Here is a 21951-nt window from a genome sequence, read left to right as displayed (position 1 = left end):
CAATGGTGAGCCATGAAGGACTCGAACCTTCGACCCTCTGATTAAAAGTCAGATGCTCTACCAACTGAGCTAATGGCTCATCTGCTATGCAGAAAAACATATATATAAAATGGCTGGGCTAGCTGGATTCGAACCAACGCATGACGGAGTCAAAGTCCGTTGCCTTACCGCTTGGCTATAGCCCAACGAATCAAAAAACAAAACATGACCCGTACGGGATTCGAACCCGTGTTACCGCCGTGAAAGGGCGGTGTCTTAACCGCTTGACCAACGGGCCATACAATAATGGCGGAGAAGGAGGGATTTGAACCCTCGCGCCGCTTACACGACCTACACCCTTAGCAGGGGCGCCTCTTCAGCCACTTGAGTACTTCTCCATTATGGCTCCGCAGGTAGGACTCGAACCTACGACCGATCGGTTAACAGCCGATAGCTCTACCACTGAGCTACTGCGGAATAATAAGACATGTTTCATTATATCTATGCCAGAAAAATGTGTCAAGAATTTTTAAGTGTTTCATTCCTGTCTCATTAGCGACGGCTTTTATAATTTAACATATACTAATATAACAGTCAAGCCTTTCTTCCTTCCTTTTTGTTTTCTGTTTAGACATGACAGAAAGACCCCGACCTCTAACTGAAAGACCAAGGTCTCCTTGCTGCTGCGCTCCCTATGAGTTCATGACAGCTTATACTTTCGCATCCACTTGTAAAAGGTGCTTCTTGGCACCTCTGCCAGCCTCGCTGCTTCTGACACATGACCTTTTGTTTTGTGCAATGCTTCAATCACCGTTTGCTTTTGAATGCGTTCCCTTAGCGTGAGTTCTTTTGGATTCTCGGTATACTCTGGTAGATGCAGCTTCTGCTTTTTCTGATCCATCGCCTCTAATAACGCCGCATATTGCGATTCACCAATCCATCCTCCTTTAGGAAATAGTACCCTTATATGTTCAAACAGATTAAAAAGCTCTCGTATGTTTCCTGGCCAGTGGTACGCTTCTAGCTTACGAAAAAAAGATTCAGGAAATGTCGCATTCCATTGGTGTTTCTTTTGGTAATAGCGATAGAAATCAACAATGTCTTCTTTTCTTTCTCTAAGCGGCGGGATGTTTATTGGATAGACATGAAGACGGTAATACAAATCTTCACGTATTTTTCCTTCCTTCAGCAGTTCGTTCATATTCCGGTGTGTCGCTGTAATGATTCTAATATCCAAAGGGATTTCGTGTGTCCCGCCGAGCGGTACGACTTTTCTTTCTTCAATGACCCTAAGAAGCGCCACTTGCATCGCATAAGGGATTTCGCCAATTTCGTCTAAAAAGAGCGTTCCTTTCTGCGCCTGTTCAAATTTCCCCTTTCCTCCATGACGTTTTGCCCCTGTAAAAGCTCCTTCAGCATAACCAAATAGTTCGCTTTCTAACAGGCTTTCTGGTATGGCTCCACAATTAACGGCAATAAACGGTCCTTTATGTCTTTCACTAGCTAAGTGAATCGCTCGAGCGGCCAGTTCTTTCCCTGTACCTGTTTCTCCCCAAATATATACATTTACATCTGTTTGTGCCGCTCGTTTCAATTCGCTCAGCGTCTGCTGAAATACTGTACTTGTTCCAGATTCCCCGGGAAATTGAGGAAAAGAAACGGTGATATTTCTCTTCTCTGCTTCTTCAAGAGAAAAAGACATCCCAAGCAGCTCTCCGTCTTGTTCTGACTGAATGAGACACTTGTCTCGTGTAACAAATGTATCAGCCATGAGCAGCTCAACATCCATTCCGTACCAGTCTGAAAATCGATCTCTAATCGGTTTGCTTGCCAAAACAATCTGCTTTTTCTCATTACAGACAACATACGGCTCGTCCGCTTCTACCTGCTGGAGACAATGACTGACCAGCTCCATCTCTTTCCTTTTTTGCTGGACCTGAATTTCTCTCTCTATAGCATATGCAACTGTTGAAGCCATCCCAAGCATAAAAGGATGCCTTTGATCCGCCATACAGGAGATATCAATGACTCCTATGATCGTGCCGTCTGCGTCACGAATAGGGGCCGCTGAACAACTCCAATGGTGGGAAGCGACTGAAAAATGCTCAGTTCCGTTGATCGCTACAGCTTCCCCAATGACCAGTGCCGTTCCAATAGCGTTCGTCCCCACATCGGCTTCGGTCCAGCGCGCGCCCTCCATAAAATTTATTTTTTTCGCTTCTACCAGTGTCCTTTGGCTTCCTGTCAGACTTAGCACATAGCCATCTGCATCGATGAGTAAGGCCATCATGTCCGATTCTTTTAATTGCTGACTAATTTTATTTAAGTAAGGAAGAGCGGCATTTAGGAATAGTGAGTACTTCTTTTTTTGTATACTGAATAATTCCTTTTCTAACAACGACTGTCCTTTATCTAAATACGGGTTCACATTTGCCTGTTTACATCTGTGCCATGACTCCATCACTCTCTTATCCAGACGAGACCTATCAAGTAAACCTTCACGAACAAAACGTTTCCAAGTATTTAAATAACAAGGCGTCGGATTCATTCCATCCTCTCCTCTGGGGGCTTTTTATCCATTATAGATAATTATAAAAGCGCTTTCAATTATTGACTGACCCAGGAATTCATTCGGATAAAATGTTTCTCTATCAGCAGTGCACCGCTCGTCCAGTTGTTTGCAGCAAGGCTTCGTGTATCGCCTCAGAGAGTGTCGGATGTGCCGCAATAAACTGCTCTAATGTATCAGCTGTCAACTCTGTATGCATCATCACTGCCGCTTGTCCAATTAGTTCTGTGGCATTTGGCCCGATAATGGATACACCTAAAATTTCTTGATATTCCGGTTCGACAATGACCTTCACTTGACCAGCTGGCTGATTTAAAATGAGTGCTTTTCCATTTGCAGAAAATGCGAATTTCCCTAGCCGAATCTCCCCATATTGTTTTCTAGCACTCTCTTCATTTAAACCGACACTCGCGATTTCTGGAGACGTGTAGATGCACCTTGGAATCACTTGTTCATTGACCTTTACATCTTCACCTGATGCATGTGATGCCGCAATCGTTCCTTCATGAAAAGCAGCATGAGCAAGCTGAACACCGCCTGTCACATCACCGCACGCATAGATATGCGGGAGATTGGTTTGCATATGCTCATTGACGCAGATGCCGTTTCTGTCAAATTCTATGCCGACCTGCTCAAGATTCAGCTCTCCCAGCCTCGGCTTTCTGCCAATGGCGACTAAACAATGATCGGCCTTGATGTCACAGCGCTCTCCATGATCCTTCTCAACCACCACTTTTTTTGAGATTGCATCAAGCTGTTTGACTGTTGCTGATGTCAAAATCTCCACACCAGCTTTTTGAAGCTGATCGTGAAGACAGTTAGCGGTATCGTGATCTTCTTCAGGTAAAATGTGTGCTGCCTGTTCAACCATGACAACCTTTGATCCCATTCTGCTAAAGATGCTTGCAAACTCACAGCCGATCACCCCTCCGCCAATGATACAAAGCGAATCTGGTATTGAAGGGAGCGTCATGGCATCCTTACTATCAATGATCCACTCCCTGTCAAATGGGGCGAAAGGCAAAGCAGCAGGTTCTGATCCTGAAGCAATAATGATTTGTTTTGCTTGAATGATTTCAGATGTCCCTTCACTTTCTATCAATAGCTCATGTGCCGAAAGAAATGATGCTTTCCCATTTAACACGCTGATTTTGTTTTTATTCATCAAATAACGAACGCCATCAGTCAGCTGCTTCACGACTGACCGTTTCCGCTTTTGAACGGCATCCCAATGAATGATAGGGTCATTTTCTGGAAGCTCAATTCCAAAATGACCAGCTGATTTCACATGCTCGTACATATCAGCGCTTTGTAAAAGTGCTTTCGTTGGGATACAGCCTTCATTCAGGCAGGTACCTCCTAACAGGCCTTGGTCGATTAGTACAACCTCTCTGTCAAAACGGGCGGCTGTTATTGCCGCCACATATCCTGCTGGCCCGCCTCCTATAATGACAAGCGTCATTCATTTCACCTGCTTCCTATAAAAGAATGGATACTGGATTTTCTAAATACGCTTTAACAGTTGATAAAAATTGTGATGCCGGCGCCCCGTCCAGCACGCGATGGTCAAATGTCAGACTGAGTGGCAGGATCGTCCCTTTACATAATTCATTCCCCTGATAAACAGGCATTTGATCCGCTTTTCCAACGCCAAGAATACCTGCTTCCGGCGGATTCAAAATCGGGGTGAAATGTTCCACACCATAAGCACCTAGGTTAGTGATTGTAAAGGTAGAGCCTTCAATTTCATCGTGGAGAAGTTTGCCTTCACGTGCTTTTTTGCCATACGATTTGATGCTCTTCGCCAGCTCAATAAGTGAAAGCTTTTCCGCATGCCGAATAACCGGCACTGCCAGCCCGTGATCTAAAGCAGCAGCGATTCCAAGATGTACATGCTCAAAAGTTTCGACTCTATCATGTTGATATTGACTGTTCATTGCAGGGTGCTTTTGCAGAGAAAGAATCACTGCTTTGGCTACAAAATCGGTCATGGTTAATTTCATATCGTGTTGTGCTCCAGCTGTTTCGTTCAACTCAGACTGTAAAGCTGTAAGTTTTGTCACATCTGCTTTCATCGTTATTGTTAATTGTGCACTTGTTTGCAGGCTTTCCATCATTCGCGAGGCAATGGTTTTCCGCATCATGCTGGCTGGCTGATGCTTTGTTGGTTCATTATGTTGTTTTTCTTTTTCTTTTTCATCAGGAAGTGCCCGAAGCACATCCGCTTTCGTGATTCTCCCATCTGGACCTGTTCCCACTAGTGTATGAATATCCAAATTAGCACTTTGAGCAATCTTACGTGCAACAGGGGAGATTTTTATTCTCTCTTTCTTTTGTTTTGGCGGCAGGTCTTTTTCTTTCTTTTCCTCGACCTGTTCATTTCCTTCACCGATATAGCAGATGACCGTGCCAGGCGGTACACCTTCTCCCTCAGACACTTTTATATCCAATATGGTTCCTTCTGCAGGTGATTCGATCTCCATTTCAATTTTTTCAGAGTTGATGCTTGCAATGCTTTCCCCTTTATTCACGGTCTCTCCGATCTCTTTATTCCAGACAGATACCGTTCCTTCTTTCATTGACATGCCCAATTTCGGCATCACAACCTCGACAGCCATCTCCCTCTCTCCTTTCTTTAGTTCAAGATCTTGTCATGACTTTTTCCAACCATCTCTAAGACAGTGTTCACAACCTTATCAGGTGTCGGCAAATAGATATCTTCAAGCGGTGGTGAAAATGGGACCGGTGTATGAGGAGCCGTCACTTTTTTTATTGGTGCGTCGAGTAAATCGAATCCTTTATCCGCAACCAGAGAAGAAATATCTGCGGCAATTCCGCATCTTGGATTTGCTTCATCCACAATGACAAGCCGATTTGTTTTCTCTACTGAAGTCAGAATGGCCTCTTCATCGAGCGGCGACAAGCTTCTAGGATCAATCACCTCTGCTTCAATTCCTTGCGCAGCTAATTGCTCTGCTGCTTCGAGTGCTGTATGAACTTGTTTGCCTACTGCAAAAATGGTCACATCTGATCCTTCTCTTTTCACATCTGCTTTACCAAGCGGCAACGTGTAATATCGCTCCGGAACATCTCCTGTGATATTGTAAAGCGTTTTGTCTTCAAAAAAGATGACAGGGTCCTGATCCTCGATGGCTGCCAGCAGCAATCCTTTGGCATCGTATGGTGAAGAAGGCACCACCACTTTCAATCCAGGGATGCTTGTAAATAGCGCATACAAGCTTTGCGAATGCTGAGCAGCTGCTCTAAAACCCGCTCCATGTGTCGTTCTGATTGTGATTGGCACCTCTGCTTTTCCACCAAACATGTATCGAAATTTAGCCCCTTGATTCAGCACTTGGTCCAGACAGGTCCCGATAAAATCATTAAACATGAGCTCCGCAATTGGCCTTAGCCCTGTGGAAGCAGCTGCCATGGCCGCACCTACATAGCCAGCTTCACTAATCGGTGTGTCAAGGACTCGCTCACGTCCAAACTCCTGAACGATTCCTTTCGTTACACCGAGCACGCCGCCCCATGCTTCATCATCTTGTAAGTGATCTACATGAGCGCCTCCAGCAACATCTTCCCCCATTAAAATGACATCCTCGTCTCTTCTCATGGCAAGCTTAATCGCTTCATTCAATGCACTAGACATGCTGATTTCTCTTGTCATTTTCCTCTCCTCCTTCTGATTTATTGATACGAAACATACACGTCGGTCAATAATTCGGTCTGATCTGGATATTCACTTTCTTCACTGAATTGAACGGCTTCATCTATCGCTTCTGTTACAGTCGTTTCAATATTTGATAGCTCTCCATTCGTCAGCAGCTGCTGCTTGATCAATTCATTTTTAAAAAGAGTGATCGCATCTCTCTCTTCTTGATGTTCTGTTTTTTCTTGATTGGTTTTGTAACGTTGGGCATCTCCTTCGAAATGGCCATAATTCCGATATGTCATGCATTCAATCAATGTCGGACCTTCTCCATTTTTCGCTCGTTCAATTGCTTGTTCTGCGGCTTGATAAACGGCCATCACATCTTTTCCGTCTACTTGAATCCCAGGAATGTCATAACCGGCCGCTCGATCGACGATTGATTTGCAGCTTGAAGCATAGGAAAATGGTGTCGCTTCTCCGTACCCATTGTTTTCTGCGATGAAAATGACGGGCAGTTTCCAGATGGCCGCGAGATTGATTCCTTCGTGGAAAGTCCCTTGATTGTTTGCACCATCTCCAAAAAAGCAAACGCTTACATTTTCTGTCTTTTTATATTTGGCTGTGAGGGCTGCCCCGCACGCAAGAGGAAAGCCGCCTCCAACAATTCCGTTGGCACCAAGCATTCCTTTATCAAAATCTGCAATGTGCATGGATCCGCCTTTGCCTTTACAAAGACCTGTGGCTTTTCCATAGATTTCTGCCATCATTCCTTTTAGATCACAGCCCTTCGCTATACAATGGCCGTGGCCGCGGTGGGTACTTGTAATACTGTCTTTTTCATTCAGATGTGCACAGACTCCTACGGCAACAGCTTCTTCGCCAGCATAAAGATGGACAAACCCTGGCAAGATTCCTTTTGTAAAAAGCGCGTGTACTCGATCTTCAAATTGGCGGATTTCCTGCATTTTTTGATACATCCATATGGCTTTTTCTTTAGTCAATGCCTTTTCCATTTGGTAAAACCTCCTATCCTTTTTTGCTTGCACTTCTATACAAGCAAAAATCGTGCCAACATGAAGATACTTGAACACTTTGGCTTTGACCGAATCACACCGATGAAAAAAGAGACAAAATGAGACATGCGTCTCTTTTTGTCTCCATATGTCCACACATCTAATCGAATAAAAAAAGCACCCCCTTAGAGGAATGCTTATCACAATGAATCGGTTGTGCTCTGCCACTTTAATTTCCCTTTGCAGACGCCGCATACATAACGAGAGGTATCAAACCGTCTTTTCCTGATAAAAGACCGGCCGCATCCTGTGCAAATGTATTCATGGCGTTTCCCCGCACGCCGCTTCTTTTGTACAGTCTTAAGCGGTGTACAAAAACGCGGGGCTTCTACTTGTTTTAATAACGCTTTAAAATCACGGTCGCGATGCTGATAGCCCTTTCCCTCAAGATGCAGATGATAATGACACAGCTCATGCTTGATGATCCCGATTAATTCTTCTCGTCCATGCTCCTCTAGGTATCGGCGGTTCAGTTCAATATTGTGTATACCAAGTAAATATCGCCCGCCTGTCGTTTTTAACCGGTCATTAAAAACAGCCTGATGGCGGAATGTCTTGCCAAAGAACTGCTGGGAAATGTGCTCTGTTAACTGCTGTAACTCTCTCTCGTTCAATCAAGATCGTTCCTTTCTATAAAAACCTCGAACGGGACAATTTCCCCTATGCATACATTGAAGATACACCCACTGTTTAGATCAAAGGAGGAATGGGCGATGCCCAACTGGCTGAAAAATCAGATGCAGAAGGCATTTTATGAGAAAAATCATTATCAAATCAAATTGCTGAATCAATGCTGGTACTTCTATAGAAAAAAACATTCAGTCACATCAAGGCACACCCCATCCTAAGGTGCGCCTCGTTTTTTGTTTACTCTGGTTTCAACATGGAGAGGGCGACGCGGCCTTTTGCCTGGTCAACGGAGTCCACCCATACGGTCACAATGTCACCAACTGATACAACGTCAAGCGGATGCTTCACAAAACGATTGCTTAGTTTGGAAATATGCACAAGCCCATCCTGCTTTACGCCAATATCAACGAATGCGCCGAAGTCTACGACGTTTCTTACCGTACCTTGCAGCTCCATTCCTTGCTTCAAGTCTTCCAATTTCAATACATCTGTTTTGAGCAGCGGCTTTGGTACTTCATCCCGCGGATCACGCTCAGGTCTTGTGAGCTGATCGATGATATCTTGAAGTGTAATTGTCCCAATATCTAGCTGTTCTGCTGCTTCGTCCAGTTTCACTTCAGCAATTTTCTCTTTTAACTGCTCTGTGCCAAGATCGTCTGGCGTCATGTTGATCATGCGTAAAAACTGTTTTGTTTCTTTATAGCTCTCTGGGTGAATGCCTGTACGGTCAAGCGGATCTTGTCCGTCTGTAATGCGCAAGAAACCGATACACTGCTCATATGTTTTAGCACCGAGCCTTGGAATATCCTTCAATTCTTTTCTGCTTGTGAATCTCCCAATCTCTTCGCGTCTTTTGATGATATTCCCAGCGACGGCTTTTGAAAGGCCTGATACATATTGCAGCAGCGCCTGTGAGGCGGTATTGACGTTTACACCAACTTGGTTGACGACTGTTTCTACCACAAAGGTTAACGAGCTGTTTAATTGCTTCTGGCTGACGTCATGCTGGTATTGGCCCACACCAACAGACTTCGGATCAATTTTCACGAGTTCTGCTAAAGGATCTTGTAATCTTCTAGCGATTGAGATGGCGCTTCGTTCTTCGACTTGCAGATCTGGAAACTCTTCTCGCGCAAGTGCAGATGCGGAGTATACACTTGCTCCTGCTTCATTCACGATCAAATAGGACACCGGCTGATCCAGCTCTTGAATCAAGTCTGCAATAAATTGTTCAGTCTCTCTTGAGGCTGTTCCGTTTCCAATCGCAATGACTTCAATGTTTGATGATTGAATGATCTCTTTCAATTTTTGTTTCGCTTCCGCTTTTTTCTGCACGGGCGGATGCGGGTAAATGACGCCAATATGATGGACTTTGCCCGTATCATCCACGACGGCTAATTTACAGCCTGTCCGAAATGCGGGATCGACTCCAAGTACACGCTTCCCTTTCATCGGCGGTTGAAGCAGCAGTTTTCTTAAGTTTTCAGCAAAAATATGAATCGCTTGTTCCTCTGCTTTTTCTGTCAGCTCTTTTCGTATTTCTCGTTCGATGGAAGGCTGAATGAGACGTTTATATGCATCATCGATTGCTGCTTCAATAAACGGTCTCGCCGTCGTCTGTTTGCCTTTTAGAACTTGTTTGTCGAGATAGAAGCGAATATTTTCAGCAGGTGGTTCAATGGCTGCCTTTAAAATGCCCTCTTTCTCCCCACGGTTGACCGCTAGTACACGGTGCGGGACAATCTTTTTGATTGGCTCTTGATAATCGTAATACATTTCATAGACGTTTTTCTCATCGCTTTCGACGTCTTTTCCTGATGTGACCAGACTGCCCTTTTGGTACGTTTCACTGCGAATCCATTTTCGCATATCAGGATCATCTGCCAATTGTTCAGCAATGATGTGCTGCGCACCCTCAAGTGCCTCTTCTACATTCGTCACTTCTTTTTCTTCATTCATAAAAGCAGCTGCCTTCTTCTCGATCTGATCGCTTGGCAGCGTGAGTAAATATTCCGCCAGCGGCTCCAGCCCTTTTGCTTTGGCTACATTCGCTTTTGTTTTGCGCTTTTGTTTGAATGGCCGGTATAAATCTTCGACCTCTTGCAGTTTATGAGCTTGTTCAATTTTCTGTTTTAATTCATCGGTTAGTTTGTCTTGTTCAGCAATTAAGCGAATGACTTCTTCTTTTCGATTCGTGACATTTTGGATATATGTATAGCGCTCTGAAATGGTTTGAATTTGCACCTCATCCAGTGAGCCTGTCTGCTCTTTCCGATAACGGGCAATAAACGGGACGGTGTTGCCATCCTCTAAAAGCTTGATCACACTTTCAATTTGTTTCGTTGAAAGCTTTAATTCTGTCGCAATTTGTTTCAATAAAAAGTCAGATGTCTTCATACTTTGCATCCTCTCACTGTGTCTTCTCTTTTAGTGTATCAAAAAAACCGGCAAAACAGAAAAAAGGTCAGCTATTTTACGTGAGCTGACCAAGTACATAGGTGAGATCGTCCTTTTTGTCTTGTGTGTATGTTTCAAGCTGTTTGGCGATGTCTTCAACTGAATGTCCATGCTTTAAACACATGCGCATGTTTGGCACATTCAGTCCGTCTGAATACATAATGAATATCGATCCTTTTTCGTAGGAATAGGTGTATGTTTTATATTTTCTAGGTTTCCCTGATAAGTATCCTGATGTCGGAAGTGGATAGATATAGTCGCCAGAAGGTGCATTCAAGATAAAACGAATATTACCAACCGAACAATAGGTAAATTGCTGCTGGGAAAAATTCACCTTTAAGATCGCAGCTGTGGCACCGCGTTTATTTTTCATGGCCTGATTGCATCTGTCGATGAGGGTCGCCACATCCTCATGTCCATATTCTTCGACAATTTCGCTGACTAAAGAAGATGATTCATTGGCGTACTGGCCGCTGCCTAATCCGTCTGCTACAGCACAAATTAGTTCTTCATCATCTGCTTTAATAAAAAAACTGTCCCCGCAGCATGGTTTTCCTTCTTTATTCGATTGATAGATAATTGCGTTTACATGCTCATGCTGTTCAATCTGTTTCATTACCCTAGCTCCATAGACGCATCTTCTGATAATGCATCTCGCAGTTTTTTCACTGCCTTCCGCTGCAGTCTCGATACATGCATTTGGGATATGCCAAGTAAATCGCCTGTCTCTTTCTGACTCTTATTTTGCAAGTAAGTCAGATTGATAATCTCTTTTTCTCTATCCGACAGCACATGAAGCACACTCTCAAGCATCATTTTTTGGTTCACACGTTCGTAGCCTTCTTCCTGTGAGCCGACAACGTCTAAAATCGTCACAGTACTTCCTTCAGAATCAGCCTCTACGCCTTGGTCAACAGACAGTGCTTGATAGCTTTTGCCCATCTCCATGGTTTCAAGTACTTCTTCTTCTGTTACATCTAGGTATTCTGCAATTTCTTGGACTTTAGGTGATTTCTGTGTCTCTGTTGTCAAATGATCGACTGCCATTTTGATTCTTGGTCCAAGCTCTTTGATCCGCCTTGGTACATGGACACTCCATGTCTTATCTCGTAAAAAGCGTTTGATTTCCCCGATGATGGTTGGAATAGCAAAGGCTTCAAATGATTTACCGACGAGCGGGTCGTATCGTTTAATAGCGCCAAGTAAACCAATCATTCCAACTTGTCTGAGATCCTCATGAAAGCTTTTTCCTTTAGAATATTTTTTCGCCAGCATATCAACCAAGTTTGTATAGCATTCGACCAGCGTGAGCTGCGCCTGCTCGTCTTGATTGGTTTGATAGCTTTGGATGAGGCGATCTACTTCATCTTTAGTTAGTTTCATAGTTTTGGATGGTTGTGTCATGGTCAACTCGCTCCCTGTTTAAAAACTTTGTCATCGCCACGGTAACTCCGGAGTTTGCTTGCACCTCGACTTCATCCATCAATGTTTGCATTAAGTATAAACCAAGACCTCCTTCTGCCAATTGATCCACCGTATGAGCAGATGTGTACGGTCCCAAGTCTTCCTGTTTTTGCTTAAAGTCAAAGCTACCGCCTTTGTCAGCGACAATGATTTCTAGACGATCCTCGTAGACAAGAAAGCGAACAGCTACCTCTCCATCTTCGCCGTTTTCACCTTTGTAGGCATGCTGAACTGCATTTGTGCAGGCCTCACTGACGGCAATCTTTAAGTCTTCAATCTCTTCATAGGCATAGCCCATTCGGCTCGCTACACCTGAAAGAGTCAAACGAATGATGCCTACATATTCTGGTTTTGCCGGTATTTTCATCTCGATTAGATCTACTGATTCGTTCATTGTACCCCACCCTCTGACTTTGCAGAAATGTCAATGATGTCCTTTAATCCAGTGATTTCAAACAACCTTACAAGCCGTTCTGACAAGTTCTCAAGCTTTAATGTTCCACCTGCTTTTTGAGCCGCTTTAAACAGCCCAACGAATACACCTAAACCTGTACTATCCATATACGTAACATCCTTTAGACAGATTTCAAGATGCTCTCCCGCCTCTGCTTTAGGCATGAGCGTTTCTCTTAGCTGAGGAGCGGAGTACACATCGATTTCTCCGCTGACACTGATTTTCGTTTTTTGATCTATTTGATGCTCTTTTACAGACATATTCATTATGCATTCACCTCGAAATTCTTGTTTCCTAAAGTTTTATATACCCGCATGTTCACTTTCTAAACCTTTCTTTTGAGAACAAGTAATGTAAAGTCATCGTGCAGCTGAAAATCCTGCAGTTTGAGTAAGCTGGCGTAGATGGCATCCACCATTTCTTGAGCTGAGTAGGATAGGTGCTCTGATATGAGTGCTTTGATGTCCTCCCGCTCTAGGAAACCCTCCTCTGACTTGGATTCTGTGACCCCATCAGAGAATAAGATCACCATGTCTCCTATGTCTAAATGCTTCTCATACTGTCTGTAATCAAAGTCTGGTGCAATCCCAAGGACAAGCCCTTTCGCTTCTAAATCGTAAAATTTGTCCTCTTTTTTGCAATAGAAAAAGCCCGGCTCATGACCAGCCGATGCATATTTAAACTCATGCGTTTCTTTATTATAGCTGCCATAGAACATTGTGATAAACATACTTGGGTCTACATTTTGCTCGACAACACGATTCAGGGTTTTCAGCACCTTTGTTGGGCCACTCCCTGACTCTGGTAAGGAATCCATCGCATATTTAATCATCGACATACAGAGCGCAGCCGGGATTCCCTTTCCAATGACATCTGCGATCGCGATATTGATTGTATCGTGATCCGTTACAAAGTGGTAATAATCTCCACTCATCTGTTTTGCCGGTACACTAATCGCACCAATATCAAAGGTATCTCCTTCTGGAATTTTCGTTTCCAGAAGGGTTTGCTGAACATTTGCAGCAATTTCGATTTCAGATTTTATTTCTTGCTGGATGCCTCTGAGTGTTAAATGTTCTTGGTAGGCAAGTCCGTACCCAATCATGACTTCAATTAAGAAGTCTAGTGAATGAAAAACATCTTCCGGCAAATCAGGGTAAAGCTCCTGAATCACTTTTCGGTGAACACTCACTATTTCTTCAGGAGGTATTTGATGCTCAATGGTTTTACGGCTAAATTTTTGAGCTTGATAAAGCGATGTTTCAGTTAAATCACTGATATAACGACTGAGCAGCTGATGGTACCGCTGCTCCATTACCTCCTTAAAATCCATGGTTTCCCTCCTAGCGAAGCCACTTAACAGCTTGTATCTCCGTTCCTTGTTCTGGTGCAGAGTCTAATTTAAATTCATCCATCAGTCTTCTGACACCCGGAAGACCTGCTCCGAGTCCGCCTGATGTTGAAAATCCGTCTTCCATTACTTTACGTATATCCATGATACCCGGCCCCTCATCGGCTGCGATGACTTTGAGTCCACGCTTTCCGCGCTCCATCACTTCGTCTATACAAATCTGACCTTTACCAGCGTATAAATAGATGTTTCGAGCTAATTCTGAAATGGCCGTCGTAATTCTTGCTTGGTCAACTGTTCCAAATCCAAGTTCTTTTGCAACATTGCGCCCCAATTGTCTTGCTGCGACTATGTCCCATTCCGTCAATATTCTTACACAGGATTGGTCTTTCATATCTATTCCCCCAATTCCCGCTTCAGTGTCTCAAGCCCTTGTTCAAGATCTAGTGCTGTCTGAATTTCTTCAAGCGATATTCCAAGTTCAATCAGCGTCACAGCGACTGCCGGCTGTATTCCTGTTAATACAACTTTTGCCCCCATGAGCTTGGACATCGTGATGACATCGCCTAATACCTTTGCAATAAAGGAATCAATCATGTCGACGGATGTGAGGTCAATGACAACACCGTTTGCTCCTGTTTCATGAATTTTATTCAGCAAGTCTTCTTGAAAGTGGAGAGCCGTCTGATCATCAAGCTCCCACTGTATTGAAATCAGAAGACAGTTATATAGTTTTAAGATTGGAATCTTCGGGTGATTTCTCACTAGGTTATCCCTCCAATGAAACAATTTTTCGATTTGTCATTTCCAAAGCAGTTTGAATTCCTTTTTGAAGGGTATTCTTTGTTGTAACTTGCGATAAATCAATTCCAAGGTTCACAATGGTTTGGGCTATTTCTGGGCGAATACCGACAAGCAAACACTTCGCACCTACTAATCTCACAGCCTCAGACGCTTGAATGATATGGTGGGCTACCATTGTATCAACGACAGGGACACCTGTAATATCAATTAAGACGACCTGTGAGCGATGTTTGACGACACCATTGAGCAGGTTCTCCATAATTTTTTTCGCACGATCTGTATCAATTGTTCCAACAAGCGGCATGACGGTGATGTGCTCAAATACAGGGATCAGCGGGGCAGAAAGTTCCTGCAGCGCAATTTTTTGAAGGCTGACTGTTTTCTCCCATGAGATGGAATACTGGTTTAAGATCTCGTTATGAATTGGTGTGATGAATTGGTCGATTTGCCAGATGAGGTCATGACTTTCTTCTGTTGTATCTTTGTCATCGTTCATTTTTTGATATAAATGTGTACGGATTTCAGTTAGACCATTTGCCAGTAACTTAAGTGATATACCCATTTGAACAATGTTTAAAGCAAGAGTTTGCACTTTTTCTTCAAAATCCTCATTATACCCCTCTGAAAGAGATGTAATGATCAGTTGAACATATTCCGAACAGATGGTTTCATACATTTTGTCGTTCAGCATCATGTCCGTTTCTTTTTCTCCGAGTCGTCTAAAAATGTCCGTCCACTCTTTTTGTAATTCCTCTTGATGCTCCCTTGCGAAAGCTAACACGATATGATTCGACATGTTTTACCCCCTACGTACATAAACAGCACTTCTTTTATTCTTTCTTCATTATAACGTTAATAAAAATTGAACACAAAAAAAAGTTGCTCCCAAGAGAGCAACCAAATCTCACCATATTAAAAATCAATAAGAGCCAAACTAACTTGTAAGGCTTCATCAACCTTCTCCATCATCTCATCATCAAGATGTGTGATTTTATCTGTCAATCTTTGTTTATCGATTGTACGAATCTGCTCCAAGAGAATGACAGAATCTCGTTCAAAGCCGTAGCGCTTTGCATCAATTTCGACGTGAGTCGGTAATTTCGCTTTTTGTATTTGGGCTGTTATGGCTGCAACGATAGCAGTCGGGCTGAAGCGATTTCCAATGTCATTTTGAATCACCAATACTGGGCGAACCCCGCCCTGCTCGGAGCCAACAACAGGAGATAAATCAGCAAAGTAAACATCACCGCGTTTAACAATCAAATGTTTAACCCCCGCTGACTAATCGCTCAACTGTATTCTCAGCCTCAAATTCTGCGTATTGTGCCTCTGAAGAGATATTCAGATTAATTTTCGCCATCTCCATGTAGCCGCGTCTCATCGATTCACGATTTTGTCGAATATTACGTTCACGAATATACGTTTTTGTCGCTCGGTAGATCAATTCATTTCTTGTTACCTTATCCTGCTCTGCTACTCGTTCGATTTCAGACATCAAAGCCTCCGGTAGTCGAATCTTCATTTCGTTTGTTGCGCTGGATTCAGACAAAAAACATACACCTCCACAAAACTTACGGATACCGTTTCGATCCATTCCAAGACTAATCATACCATTATTCAATGCGCAAGCAAAGCTGTTTTTTCATGATTTCTTATTAGAACATGAAGCGGCTGTTCACCCGTAAATCAAAGATGATAATGGAGTTCCTCTTTCACATTATACGCTTTTTTCCGAAAATCATACGGTATTTCCAAAATCTCTAAAAAAGGGAGAATGTTTACCCCTTCTTTGTAGAATAAAAAGGAACGATGTCAGTTTGACGATCGTTCCTGTGAAAGCTGTTTAGAAAAAGCTTGGCCCGCCTTGAAGCAGCGGATTCCACACATGCACCCTTTTGCCGTCCTCTATATATACTCTTGGGACGCGGTGTCCAATGGAGCATGTGACTTCATAGTTAATGGTTTCAAGCCTTTTTGCAATTTCATCGACTGATACCATTTCTTCACCTTGTCCACCAATCAAAACGACTGGCTCCCCTACTGGAAGGTTCTCTTTCAGTTCAACCATGAATTGATCCATACATACCCTTCCGGCAATCTTCCGGCGCTTTCCGCCAACAAGTACTTCCGTGCCTGCCAGCTTCCGGATCCACCCGTCTGCATAGCCGACTGGTACCGTACCGATCCACGTATCTTGATTAGCTGTATACGTCGCCCCATAGCTGACACTCTCACCCTTTTGAATGAGCTTTACATGGGCAAGCTTTGTATGAAGCGACATGGCTTCTTCCAGCTTGAAAGGAAGTTCATCTTTGATTTCCTCTGACGGCGACAGCCCGTACATACTGATGCCGAAGCGAACCATATTAAATAAAACTTCTTTAAACCTTAATCCTGCTGCACTATTGGCACAATGAACAAGCAGTTTTTCCGTATGAAGCGGCTGAAGCAAGGTTTGAAAGGTGTCGACCTGCCGATCAAAATAGTTCTCATCCTTTTCATCCGCGGTCGCAAAGTGAGTAAATACTCCTTCCAGCTGTAAATAAGAATGCTCGCTGACAAGCTTCTTTACTTCATTCACTTGCTCTAACGTTTTCACACCTAAACGGTTCATTCCGCTGTCTATTTTCAAATGAAAACGAATGGGTTGTCCCATCTGCCCTTTCACCATATCGACGACTTCCCTCAGCCACCTGGTGGAGTAAGCGGTCATAATTACATTGTATCGAACAGCGGTTTTGACATACTCCGGCGGCACTGCGCCGAGTATAAGAATCGGTGCTTTGATACCTTTATTTCTTAAAGAAATGGCCTCATCTAAAAAGGCTACAGCTAACAAGTCTGCACCTGCTTTGAGGGCAGCTCTTGCCACTTCTATATCTCCATGTCCATATGCATTGGCTTTCACAACAGCCATCAGTTGAACATTTTGACCGATATGATCTTTCATATGTGAAACATTGTGCTTGATTGCTGTTAAATTAATTTCTGCCCATGTGTCTCTATAAAAGGCATTTGTGTCCATCAGTCACACTTCCCTATTGAATGATTCAATCCCCTCATATGATACTAAAAATCAAGAATAATGTGAAACAAATCAAAGAAAATCAGCCCTTGCACAGGGCTGATGCTTCATTTATTAGGCTTTCGGCCTGAGAACCTCATTTATTTAGCTGACTGGCCTTCTACACTCTTTGCGACCATCAACAGCTCTTCTTTCGATAGATCACTTGAGGAAATTAAGTAGTCAACTCCGTCAGATGTCCATGAGAGAGATTGATCTGTCAGAACCCCTACTGTCATACCAAGATCGACCGGCTCGCCGTTCATCGTGACAGGCGTAGATGCTTCAGCTACTCTCGCTTTTTCCTGAATGAGTGTGAAGGATTTCTTGCCGCCGTACGTAATCACATAACGCTTCCCAGCATCTGTCGTCATTTCTTTCTCTTCCATCTTCTTCACGCCTTCTGGCATATCAACTGGTGTTTTCACCGCAAAGCTGTCAGATGGGTCTGCACTTGTGGCAACATCCATTTGAGAGAGTGTCATGTTTTTCTTCTCATCAAATGCATCTTTGTCAAAGGATTTATTGAATTCAAAGTGAGAGAATTCCACTTTCACCATTGGCTTTTTGTCGCTATCCAGCACTTTTACACTGGCAGGCGCCATTGTTTTCTTATGAAAGGTAATCTCTTGGGTAGGCAGCATTTGATTGTGCTGATAATTGGTCTTCGTTTCGAATACATACTTTGACTCTTTCGCTTTGAACTGAGCTGCACTGTCATTCTTAATGTCCTTCACGAGTGATTCGAATAAATAGACTTGACTGCTATTATTCGGCCAATCGCTATGGAAACGGAAACTCTTGTTCAATGAAGGTGTCAGCACAAACACACCATTGCCGTTTCTTAAAATGACTTGACTCTGATCCTTTTTCGGATTTTCTAAATAGACACGGTAAAGCTCCGGCTTTTTGTACCAAATTTCTACCTGGTACTCCTGCGGTTCATTTCCTGTCTCAATGGTCATTTTTGCTTTGGCTTTGTATGATGTCATTTCCTCTGCCTTTTTGTTTAAATCTCCAACGATATCCTGCTGAGATTTTTGACCGCATGCGGAGAGAATCAGTACAAAAAGGATTCCCGTTACAAGCAAAACAAAGCTTTTTCTCACCCTTTTCAACCCCTTCGTTAATTGTGTTAAAAGGAAGAAACCGCTTGTTTGACTTTAACAGTACGCCTCAAAAGTTAACTGCGTACCGCGAACCATCAAAGCCTGTTAGCAACTCGCCCTTCCTTATCGCACTACCCAATATATGAAGGGGGGACAAACAATATGCAGACTAGCTTGACAACCTTTCAATTAAAACTTGTGCAGCAGCATATTCCTTTGTATGAGTAATGGACACATGAACCTGATCTCCCTCCGCTTTCTCGCTTTTGATGAAGGGTTTTCCATTATCGTCTTTTTGAATGTCTATGTCATGAAAGCTTAAATGCTGACCGATTCCGGTTCCGTATGCTTTAGCGAAAGCTTCCTTTGCCGCAAAACGTCCTGCCAAAAATTCCAGCTGTCTTTTTTCACTGAGTGTACGAAAGACATCCTGTTCACTTAAAGTCAAAATTCGTTCTGGTAAACGGGGCTGTCTGCTGAGCACTCGCGATAACCGGTCAATCTCTACAATATCAATGCCTATTCCTTTGATCATGAGGTACCTCCTATGATACTCGTACTAATTTGAGTGTTCGCTTCATAAACGTGTTACTATAAACTTACCAATATCTAGTCAAAAAGGGGTTTGTTATGTTTATTCGAACGGAGAGCTTTCAACAATTTATTAGATCGTATCCAATCGTAACAGCGATCCTTGCTTTACAAATCGGCCTGTGGCTTATATTTGCGATTCCTATCCCTATTATACAGCTTGGACAAGATCATCTCGTCGGTTTCAACTATGGTGTAGCGGCTGGGGAATGGTGGCGGCTCGTCACACCTATTTTTCTCCACGGAAGTCTCACGCATATTTTATTTAATTCTATGTCCCTTTTCTTATTCGCCCCAGCGCTTGAACATTTGCTCGGGAAGGTTCGATTTTTAATCATTTATCTTGGTGCAGGGTTCATTGGCAATCTCGGGACCTATTGGGTGGAGCCTTTAGAGTATGTACACGTTGGCGCTTCTGGTGCGATCTTTGGTTTATTTGGGGTGTATCTATACCTTGTCCTATTTAACCCGCACATGATGGACCGCGGCAATTCACAAGTGATTTTAACGATTCTTGCTGTTTCTGTCATCATGACCTTCGTCAATTCGAATATCAATATCATGGCTCACTTATTTGGATTGATCGGCGGTATGATTCTAGCACCTATTACGCTGTTCTTCCATTCGAAAAAAAGACGCTATTAATCTCATAAAAAATGTCGATCCCTCCTTGAGCTGGAGCTGATCGACATTTTTCGTTTAAGACGATTGATTTTTTTCATACGAATACCAATCAAATACACGTGCAGCATCTTCTTCCTCAAGGTGATGCACACCAAAGGAATCAAGCAGCGCGGAGGATTTTACAAAGGTGTGAATACTTGCGACCCGGCCTTTCTTTTGGAAAAAGGATTGCGTCATCGTATAGTTTTGCATTCGTTTTCTCAAGACAATGCCAGTGGTCTTGCCAATGCCTCTTGATGTCAGTTGAATCAATGAATCTTTGATTGTATATCCTGATTGTTTATAAGCTAAATAGCCAAAGAATAGAGCAAGTGGTAACGGAATGAGTCCTAAATACCCCCATGGCGGAAAGCGCACCGACAGGATAACACCTACAAGTAACGGCACAAAGCCATATGAGATCAGGTAGCGTTTGAGTGAACGCTTTGGCACCTTTTTCAGCTCTGTTTCTGGTGCAACATGATAATGATCCGTGAATTGGGACAGCAATTCATTTATTTTTTTCTTCCGAATGAGCGGAAATAAGACGGAAGAGGTTTCTTTCTCTGTAATCGAACCTCCTGCACTAACAAGCATCACTGTCGCAAAGCCAAAAGGCTCACGGATAATATTCTCTTTGATCTTCACTGCTTGAATTCTCGCAAGTGGAATGGTCATTTGATGTCTCTCGATGAGTCCTCTTGTAATGATGATGTCATTCCCTTTTCGTTTTGCAGCAAAATTCGCATACTGAAGCGCTGTTACCCCAACACTCAGGATCCACGCGATCAATACGGCAAGAAATATCAAAATCGCATAAATTTCAACGCTCGCATGACTTAAAAAAGAGAACTTCTTGAAGAACCCGTCCAAAGGGAGAATTTCATCTATTTGCGTGTAGATGGCAAGACACCCAGATATAATGACCCCGATACCGCTTGAAGTGGTCGCAGCCAAAAGCAATTCTGGCACACCCATACGATAGGAGACATTGATTTCTTCCTGCACAGGTTTCTGGGCAGCCAAATGGCCATGCAGATCTCCTGCTTCATCCGTCATTTCTTCTTCCTGCAAGCTTTTCTTCCGGTTGAAAATCGACTGCTTTAATTGTTCCGCTTCTGCTTTTGTAATCGCGGTCAGGCTCACTTCTGGACCATCCGTACCGCCTGCCGTTTCGATTTGAACCCGTACTAAACCAAAAATCCGCTGGAAAATGCCTTCACTTGTATTGACTGTTTGAATTCGTTCTAATGAGATATATTTTTTCTTTTTCGTAATTACGCCCGATTCCACACGAAATTCATCGTCTTCCATCCGGTAGGTGAATCGTCTCCATTCTAAAATGGTATAAACGGCTTTCCATAAAAGAAGCACACCAAGAATGATAAATGCATAAAAGCGGATGCTCGAATTCGAGTTCACAAAAATCAATACGAAAAAAGGGATAATGAAGTTTTTAATCATGGATACAGCATCTGATATAAAATCAATGAACATCGAGATAGGATGTACACGTTTTGGTTCAGACATCATCTTCCGTCACCCTTGCTAAACGAGATATGTAATCACGAAGCTCATCTGCCTCTTCTAATTCTAGCGCCGGTATATCATGAACTGTGGCAGCAGTCGAAATTTGAACAGAGGCTAAACGGTAGCGCCTTAAGAGCGGTCCTTGTGATGTATCAACATGCTGTACACGAACCATCGGCACAATGACACGTGTGACACGAATGAGTCCATGCTGTATTTCAATTTCATTTTCGAATACTTCGTAGCGCCAGATGTGATGGCGGATTTTTGGTATGAGCCAAATGCCAAAGATGACCTGTAAGACCCATAAACCAGAAAGGATCGCTCCAATCCAATATGGCCATTGTAAATAGTAGCTAGTAACAAATACCCCAATGATGATGAGTAAGAAAATCAATGAGATAATTCCATTTTGAAGACGCCATACCTTTAAACCATTTAGACTAATTTGACGTTGCGGCTGTTTTCTCACATTCTTCCCCCATTCTCTTACTTTTCTATCAATATATTACGTAACAAAGCCTAAAAAGTTTCAATTTTAGCCTGTTAAAAAAA

General features: G+C 43.1%; 24 protein-coding genes and 5 tRNA genes. 2 read left to right on the top strand and 27 right to left on the bottom strand.

All coding sequences use genetic code 11. The features are described 5' to 3' along the window. Positions 1–3: 3 nt before the first annotated feature. The 11 genes from AMR95_RS01700 to AMR95_RS01650 all read right to left on the bottom strand — a co-directional run bounded on the left by AMR95_RS01700 (position 4) and on the right by AMR95_RS01650 (position 7893). A tRNA-Lys gene (locus AMR95_RS01700) sits at positions 4–79 on the bottom strand. A gap of 31 nt (positions 80–110) precedes the next feature. Next, positions 111–185: transfer RNA gene (locus AMR95_RS01695), tRNA-Gln, on the bottom strand. Positions 186–205: 20 nt separating this feature from the next. After that, positions 206–277: transfer RNA gene (locus tag AMR95_RS01690), tRNA-Glu, on the bottom strand. Between the two features lie 9 nt (positions 278–286). Then, a tRNA-Ser gene (locus AMR95_RS01685) sits at positions 287–377 on the bottom strand. Positions 378–381: 4 nt separating this feature from the next. Next, positions 382–456, bottom strand: a tRNA-Asn gene (locus AMR95_RS01680). Positions 457–679: 223 nt separating this feature from the next. Next, the gene (locus tag AMR95_RS01675) at positions 680–2527 is read right to left on the bottom strand and encodes a sigma-54-dependent Fis family transcriptional regulator (RefSeq protein ID WP_058837383.1); all 1848 of its coding nucleotides are present in this window, start codon (positions 2525–2527) and stop codon (positions 680–682) included. 103 nt (positions 2528–2630) lie between these two features. Further along, positions 2631–4010, bottom strand: a complete 1380-nt coding sequence (gene lpdA / locus AMR95_RS01670; RefSeq protein WP_058837382.1) for a dihydrolipoyl dehydrogenase — start codon at positions 4008–4010, stop codon at positions 2631–2633. A gap of 16 nt (positions 4011–4026) precedes the next feature. After that, positions 4027–5166 (bottom strand): dihydrolipoamide acetyltransferase family protein, encoded by a 1140-nt coding sequence (locus AMR95_RS01665; RefSeq protein ID WP_058837381.1) that lies wholly within the window; start codon positions 5164–5166, stop codon positions 4027–4029. A 17-nt stretch (positions 5167–5183) separates the two neighbouring features. Next, positions 5184–6221 carry an alpha-ketoacid dehydrogenase subunit beta gene (locus tag AMR95_RS01660; RefSeq protein ID WP_008346887.1) on the bottom strand — a complete coding sequence of 346 codons (1038 nt, stop codon included), beginning with the start codon at positions 6219–6221 and terminating at the stop codon, positions 5184–5186. Positions 6222–6241: 20 nt separating this feature from the next. Further along, complete coding sequence (locus AMR95_RS01655) at positions 6242–7219, bottom strand: thiamine pyrophosphate-dependent dehydrogenase E1 component subunit alpha (protein WP_058837380.1); 978 nt, start codon at positions 7217–7219, stop codon at positions 6242–6244. A 200-nt stretch (positions 7220–7419) separates the two neighbouring features. Further along, a complete protein-coding gene (locus tag AMR95_RS01650; protein ID WP_058837379.1) occupies positions 7420–7893 on the bottom strand; it encodes a SprT family protein in 474 nt (157 codons plus the stop codon). A 99-nt stretch (positions 7894–7992) separates the two neighbouring features. On the opposite strand from AMR95_RS01650, the gene cmpA reads away from it, so the two are divergent. Beyond that, positions 7993–8127, top strand: a complete 135-nt coding sequence (gene cmpA, locus AMR95_RS19080; protein ID WP_008346893.1) for a cortex morphogenetic protein CmpA — start codon at positions 7993–7995, stop codon at positions 8125–8127. A 19-nt stretch (positions 8128–8146) separates the two neighbouring features. Here cmpA and AMR95_RS01645 read toward each other — a convergent pair whose 3' ends face one another. The 14 genes from AMR95_RS01645 to acpS form a co-directional block, all read right to left on the bottom strand. Further along, complete coding sequence (locus AMR95_RS01645; protein WP_058837378.1) at positions 8147–10306, bottom strand: Tex family protein; 2160 nt, start codon at positions 10304–10306, stop codon at positions 8147–8149. Between the two features lie 76 nt (positions 10307–10382). Beyond that, positions 10383–10982: a PP2C family serine/threonine-protein phosphatase gene (locus tag AMR95_RS01640; protein WP_039176718.1), complete on the bottom strand. Its 600-nt coding sequence runs from the start codon at positions 10980–10982 to the stop codon at positions 10383–10385. Then, positions 10982–11770 (bottom strand): RNA polymerase sigma factor SigB, encoded by a 789-nt coding sequence (gene sigB / locus AMR95_RS01635; RefSeq protein ID WP_024427378.1) that lies wholly within the window; start codon positions 11768–11770, stop codon positions 10982–10984. The genes AMR95_RS01640 and sigB overlap by 1 nt, the downstream gene beginning before the upstream one ends. Next, complete coding sequence (rsbW, locus tag AMR95_RS01630; protein ID WP_003214356.1) at positions 11736–12224, bottom strand: anti-sigma B factor RsbW; 489 nt, start codon at positions 12222–12224, stop codon at positions 11736–11738. Before rsbW ends, sigB begins: the two co-directional genes overlap by 35 nt. Further along, the gene (locus AMR95_RS01625) at positions 12221–12550 is read right to left on the bottom strand and encodes an anti-sigma factor antagonist (RefSeq protein WP_017358393.1); all 330 of its coding nucleotides are present in this window, start codon (positions 12548–12550) and stop codon (positions 12221–12223) included. Before AMR95_RS01625 ends, rsbW begins: the two co-directional genes overlap by 4 nt. Positions 12551–12609: 59 nt before the next feature. After that, positions 12610–13617 (bottom strand): PP2C family protein-serine/threonine phosphatase, encoded by a 1008-nt coding sequence (locus AMR95_RS01620; RefSeq protein ID WP_047202007.1) that lies wholly within the window; start codon positions 13615–13617, stop codon positions 12610–12612. A gap of 10 nt (positions 13618–13627) precedes the next feature. Next, positions 13628–14029 (bottom strand): anti-sigma regulatory factor, encoded by a 402-nt coding sequence (locus AMR95_RS01615; RefSeq protein WP_024425390.1) that lies wholly within the window; start codon positions 14027–14029, stop codon positions 13628–13630. Between the two features lie 2 nt (positions 14030–14031). Continuing rightward, positions 14032–14400, bottom strand: coding sequence for an RsbT antagonist protein RsbS (rsbS, locus tag AMR95_RS01610; protein WP_003214235.1), 369 nt, complete (start codon positions 14398–14400; stop codon positions 14032–14034). Between the two features lie 4 nt (positions 14401–14404). After that, positions 14405–15235: an RsbT co-antagonist protein RsbRA gene (locus AMR95_RS01605; RefSeq protein WP_039176712.1), complete on the bottom strand. Its 831-nt coding sequence runs from the start codon at positions 15233–15235 to the stop codon at positions 14405–14407. Positions 15236–15351: 116 nt separating this feature from the next. Then, entirely contained in the window at positions 15352–15702 is a 351-nt protein-coding gene (gene ndoA / locus AMR95_RS01600; RefSeq protein WP_024425388.1) for a type II toxin-antitoxin system endoribonuclease NdoA, read from the bottom strand. Positions 15703–15706: 4 nt separating this feature from the next. Further along, entirely contained in the window at positions 15707–15988 is a 282-nt protein-coding gene (locus AMR95_RS01595) for a hypothetical protein (RefSeq protein ID WP_003214273.1), read from the bottom strand. 294 nt (positions 15989–16282) lie between these two features. Then, positions 16283–17464: an alanine racemase gene (alr, locus tag AMR95_RS01590; RefSeq protein ID WP_058837377.1), complete on the bottom strand. Its 1182-nt coding sequence runs from the start codon at positions 17462–17464 to the stop codon at positions 16283–16285. A gap of 140 nt (positions 17465–17604) precedes the next feature. Next, complete coding sequence (locus AMR95_RS01585; protein ID WP_156414526.1) at positions 17605–18621, bottom strand: outer membrane lipoprotein-sorting protein; 1017 nt, start codon at positions 18619–18621, stop codon at positions 17605–17607. Positions 18622–18781: 160 nt separating this feature from the next. Then, entirely contained in the window at positions 18782–19147 is a 366-nt protein-coding gene (acpS, locus tag AMR95_RS01580) for a holo-ACP synthase (protein WP_047202005.1), read from the bottom strand. A gap of 95 nt (positions 19148–19242) precedes the next feature. On the opposite strand from acpS, the gene AMR95_RS01575 reads away from it, so the two are divergent. Next, complete coding sequence (locus AMR95_RS01575) at positions 19243–19848, top strand: rhomboid family intramembrane serine protease (RefSeq protein WP_058837375.1); 606 nt, start codon at positions 19243–19245, stop codon at positions 19846–19848. Between the two features lie 54 nt (positions 19849–19902). Here AMR95_RS01575 and AMR95_RS01570 read toward each other — a convergent pair whose 3' ends face one another. Both AMR95_RS01570 and AMR95_RS01565 read right to left on the bottom strand, forming a co-directional pair. Continuing rightward, the gene (locus tag AMR95_RS01570) at positions 19903–21399 is read right to left on the bottom strand and encodes a PH domain-containing protein (RefSeq protein ID WP_039176705.1); all 1497 of its coding nucleotides are present in this window, start codon (positions 21397–21399) and stop codon (positions 19903–19905) included. After that, positions 21389–21868, bottom strand: a complete 480-nt coding sequence (locus AMR95_RS01565) for a PH domain-containing protein (RefSeq protein WP_058837374.1) — start codon at positions 21866–21868, stop codon at positions 21389–21391. The genes AMR95_RS01570 and AMR95_RS01565 overlap by 11 nt, the downstream gene beginning before the upstream one ends. Between the last annotated feature and the right edge of the window lie 83 nt (positions 21869–21951).

Source organism: Bacillus sp. G1(2015b) (assembly GCF_001482475.1).
Taxonomy (GTDB): domain Bacteria; phylum Bacillota; class Bacilli; order Bacillales; family Bacillaceae; genus Bacillus; species Bacillus safensis.
Note: the sequence above shows the minus strand (reverse complement) of the source record. Positions and strands in the feature narration are given on the sequence as shown.

Excerpts from the sequence above, each read along its gene's own strand:
- AMR95_RS01675 (WP_058837383.1), bottom strand. The coding sequence starts at position 2,527 with ATGAATCCGACGCCTTGTTATTTAAATACTTGGAAACGTTTTGTTCGT.
- lpdA (WP_058837382.1), bottom strand. The coding sequence starts at position 4,010 with ATGACGCTTGTCATTATAGGAGGCGGGCCAGCAGGATATGTGGCGGCA.
- AMR95_RS01665 (WP_058837381.1), bottom strand. The coding sequence starts at position 5,166 with ATGGCTGTCGAGGTTGTGATGCCGAAATTGGGCATGTCAATGAAAGAA.
- AMR95_RS01660 (WP_008346887.1), bottom strand. The coding sequence starts at position 6,221 with ATGACAAGAGAAATCAGCATGTCTAGTGCATTGAATGAAGCGATTAAG.
- AMR95_RS01655 (WP_058837380.1), bottom strand. The coding sequence starts at position 7,219 with ATGGAAAAGGCATTGACTAAAGAAAAAGCCATATGGATGTATCAAAAA.
- cmpA (WP_008346893.1), top strand. The coding sequence starts at position 7,993 with ATGCCCAACTGGCTGAAAAATCAGATGCAGAAGGCATTTTATGAGAAA.
- AMR95_RS01645 (WP_058837378.1), bottom strand. The coding sequence starts at position 10,306 with ATGAAGACATCTGACTTTTTATTGAAACAAATTGCGACAGAATTAAAG.
- AMR95_RS01640 (WP_039176718.1), bottom strand. The coding sequence starts at position 10,982 with ATGAAACAGATTGAACAGCATGAGCATGTAAACGCAATTATCTATCAA.
- sigB (WP_024427378.1), bottom strand. The coding sequence starts at position 11,770 with ATGACACAACCATCCAAAACTATGAAACTAACTAAAGATGAAGTAGAT.
- rsbW (WP_003214356.1), bottom strand. The coding sequence starts at position 12,224 with ATGAACGAATCAGTAGATCTAATCGAGATGAAAATACCGGCAAAACCA.
- AMR95_RS01625 (WP_017358393.1), bottom strand. The coding sequence starts at position 12,550 with ATGAATATGTCTGTAAAAGAGCATCAAATAGATCAAAAAACGAAAATC.
- AMR95_RS01620 (WP_047202007.1), bottom strand. The coding sequence starts at position 13,617 with ATGGATTTTAAGGAGGTAATGGAGCAGCGGTACCATCAGCTGCTCAGT.
- AMR95_RS01615 (WP_024425390.1), bottom strand. The coding sequence starts at position 14,029 with ATGAAAGACCAATCCTGTGTAAGAATATTGACGGAATGGGACATAGTC.
- AMR95_RS01605 (WP_039176712.1), bottom strand. The coding sequence starts at position 15,235 with ATGTCGAATCATATCGTGTTAGCTTTCGCAAGGGAGCATCAAGAGGAA.
- alr (WP_058837377.1), bottom strand. The coding sequence starts at position 17,464 with ATGGACACAAATGCCTTTTATAGAGACACATGGGCAGAAATTAATTTA.
- acpS (WP_047202005.1), bottom strand. The coding sequence starts at position 19,147 with ATGATCAAAGGAATAGGCATTGATATTGTAGAGATTGACCGGTTATCG.
- AMR95_RS01575 (WP_058837375.1), top strand. The coding sequence starts at position 19,243 with ATGTTTATTCGAACGGAGAGCTTTCAACAATTTATTAGATCGTATCCA.
- AMR95_RS01570 (WP_039176705.1), bottom strand. The coding sequence starts at position 21,399 with ATGATGTCTGAACCAAAACGTGTACATCCTATCTCGATGTTCATTGAT.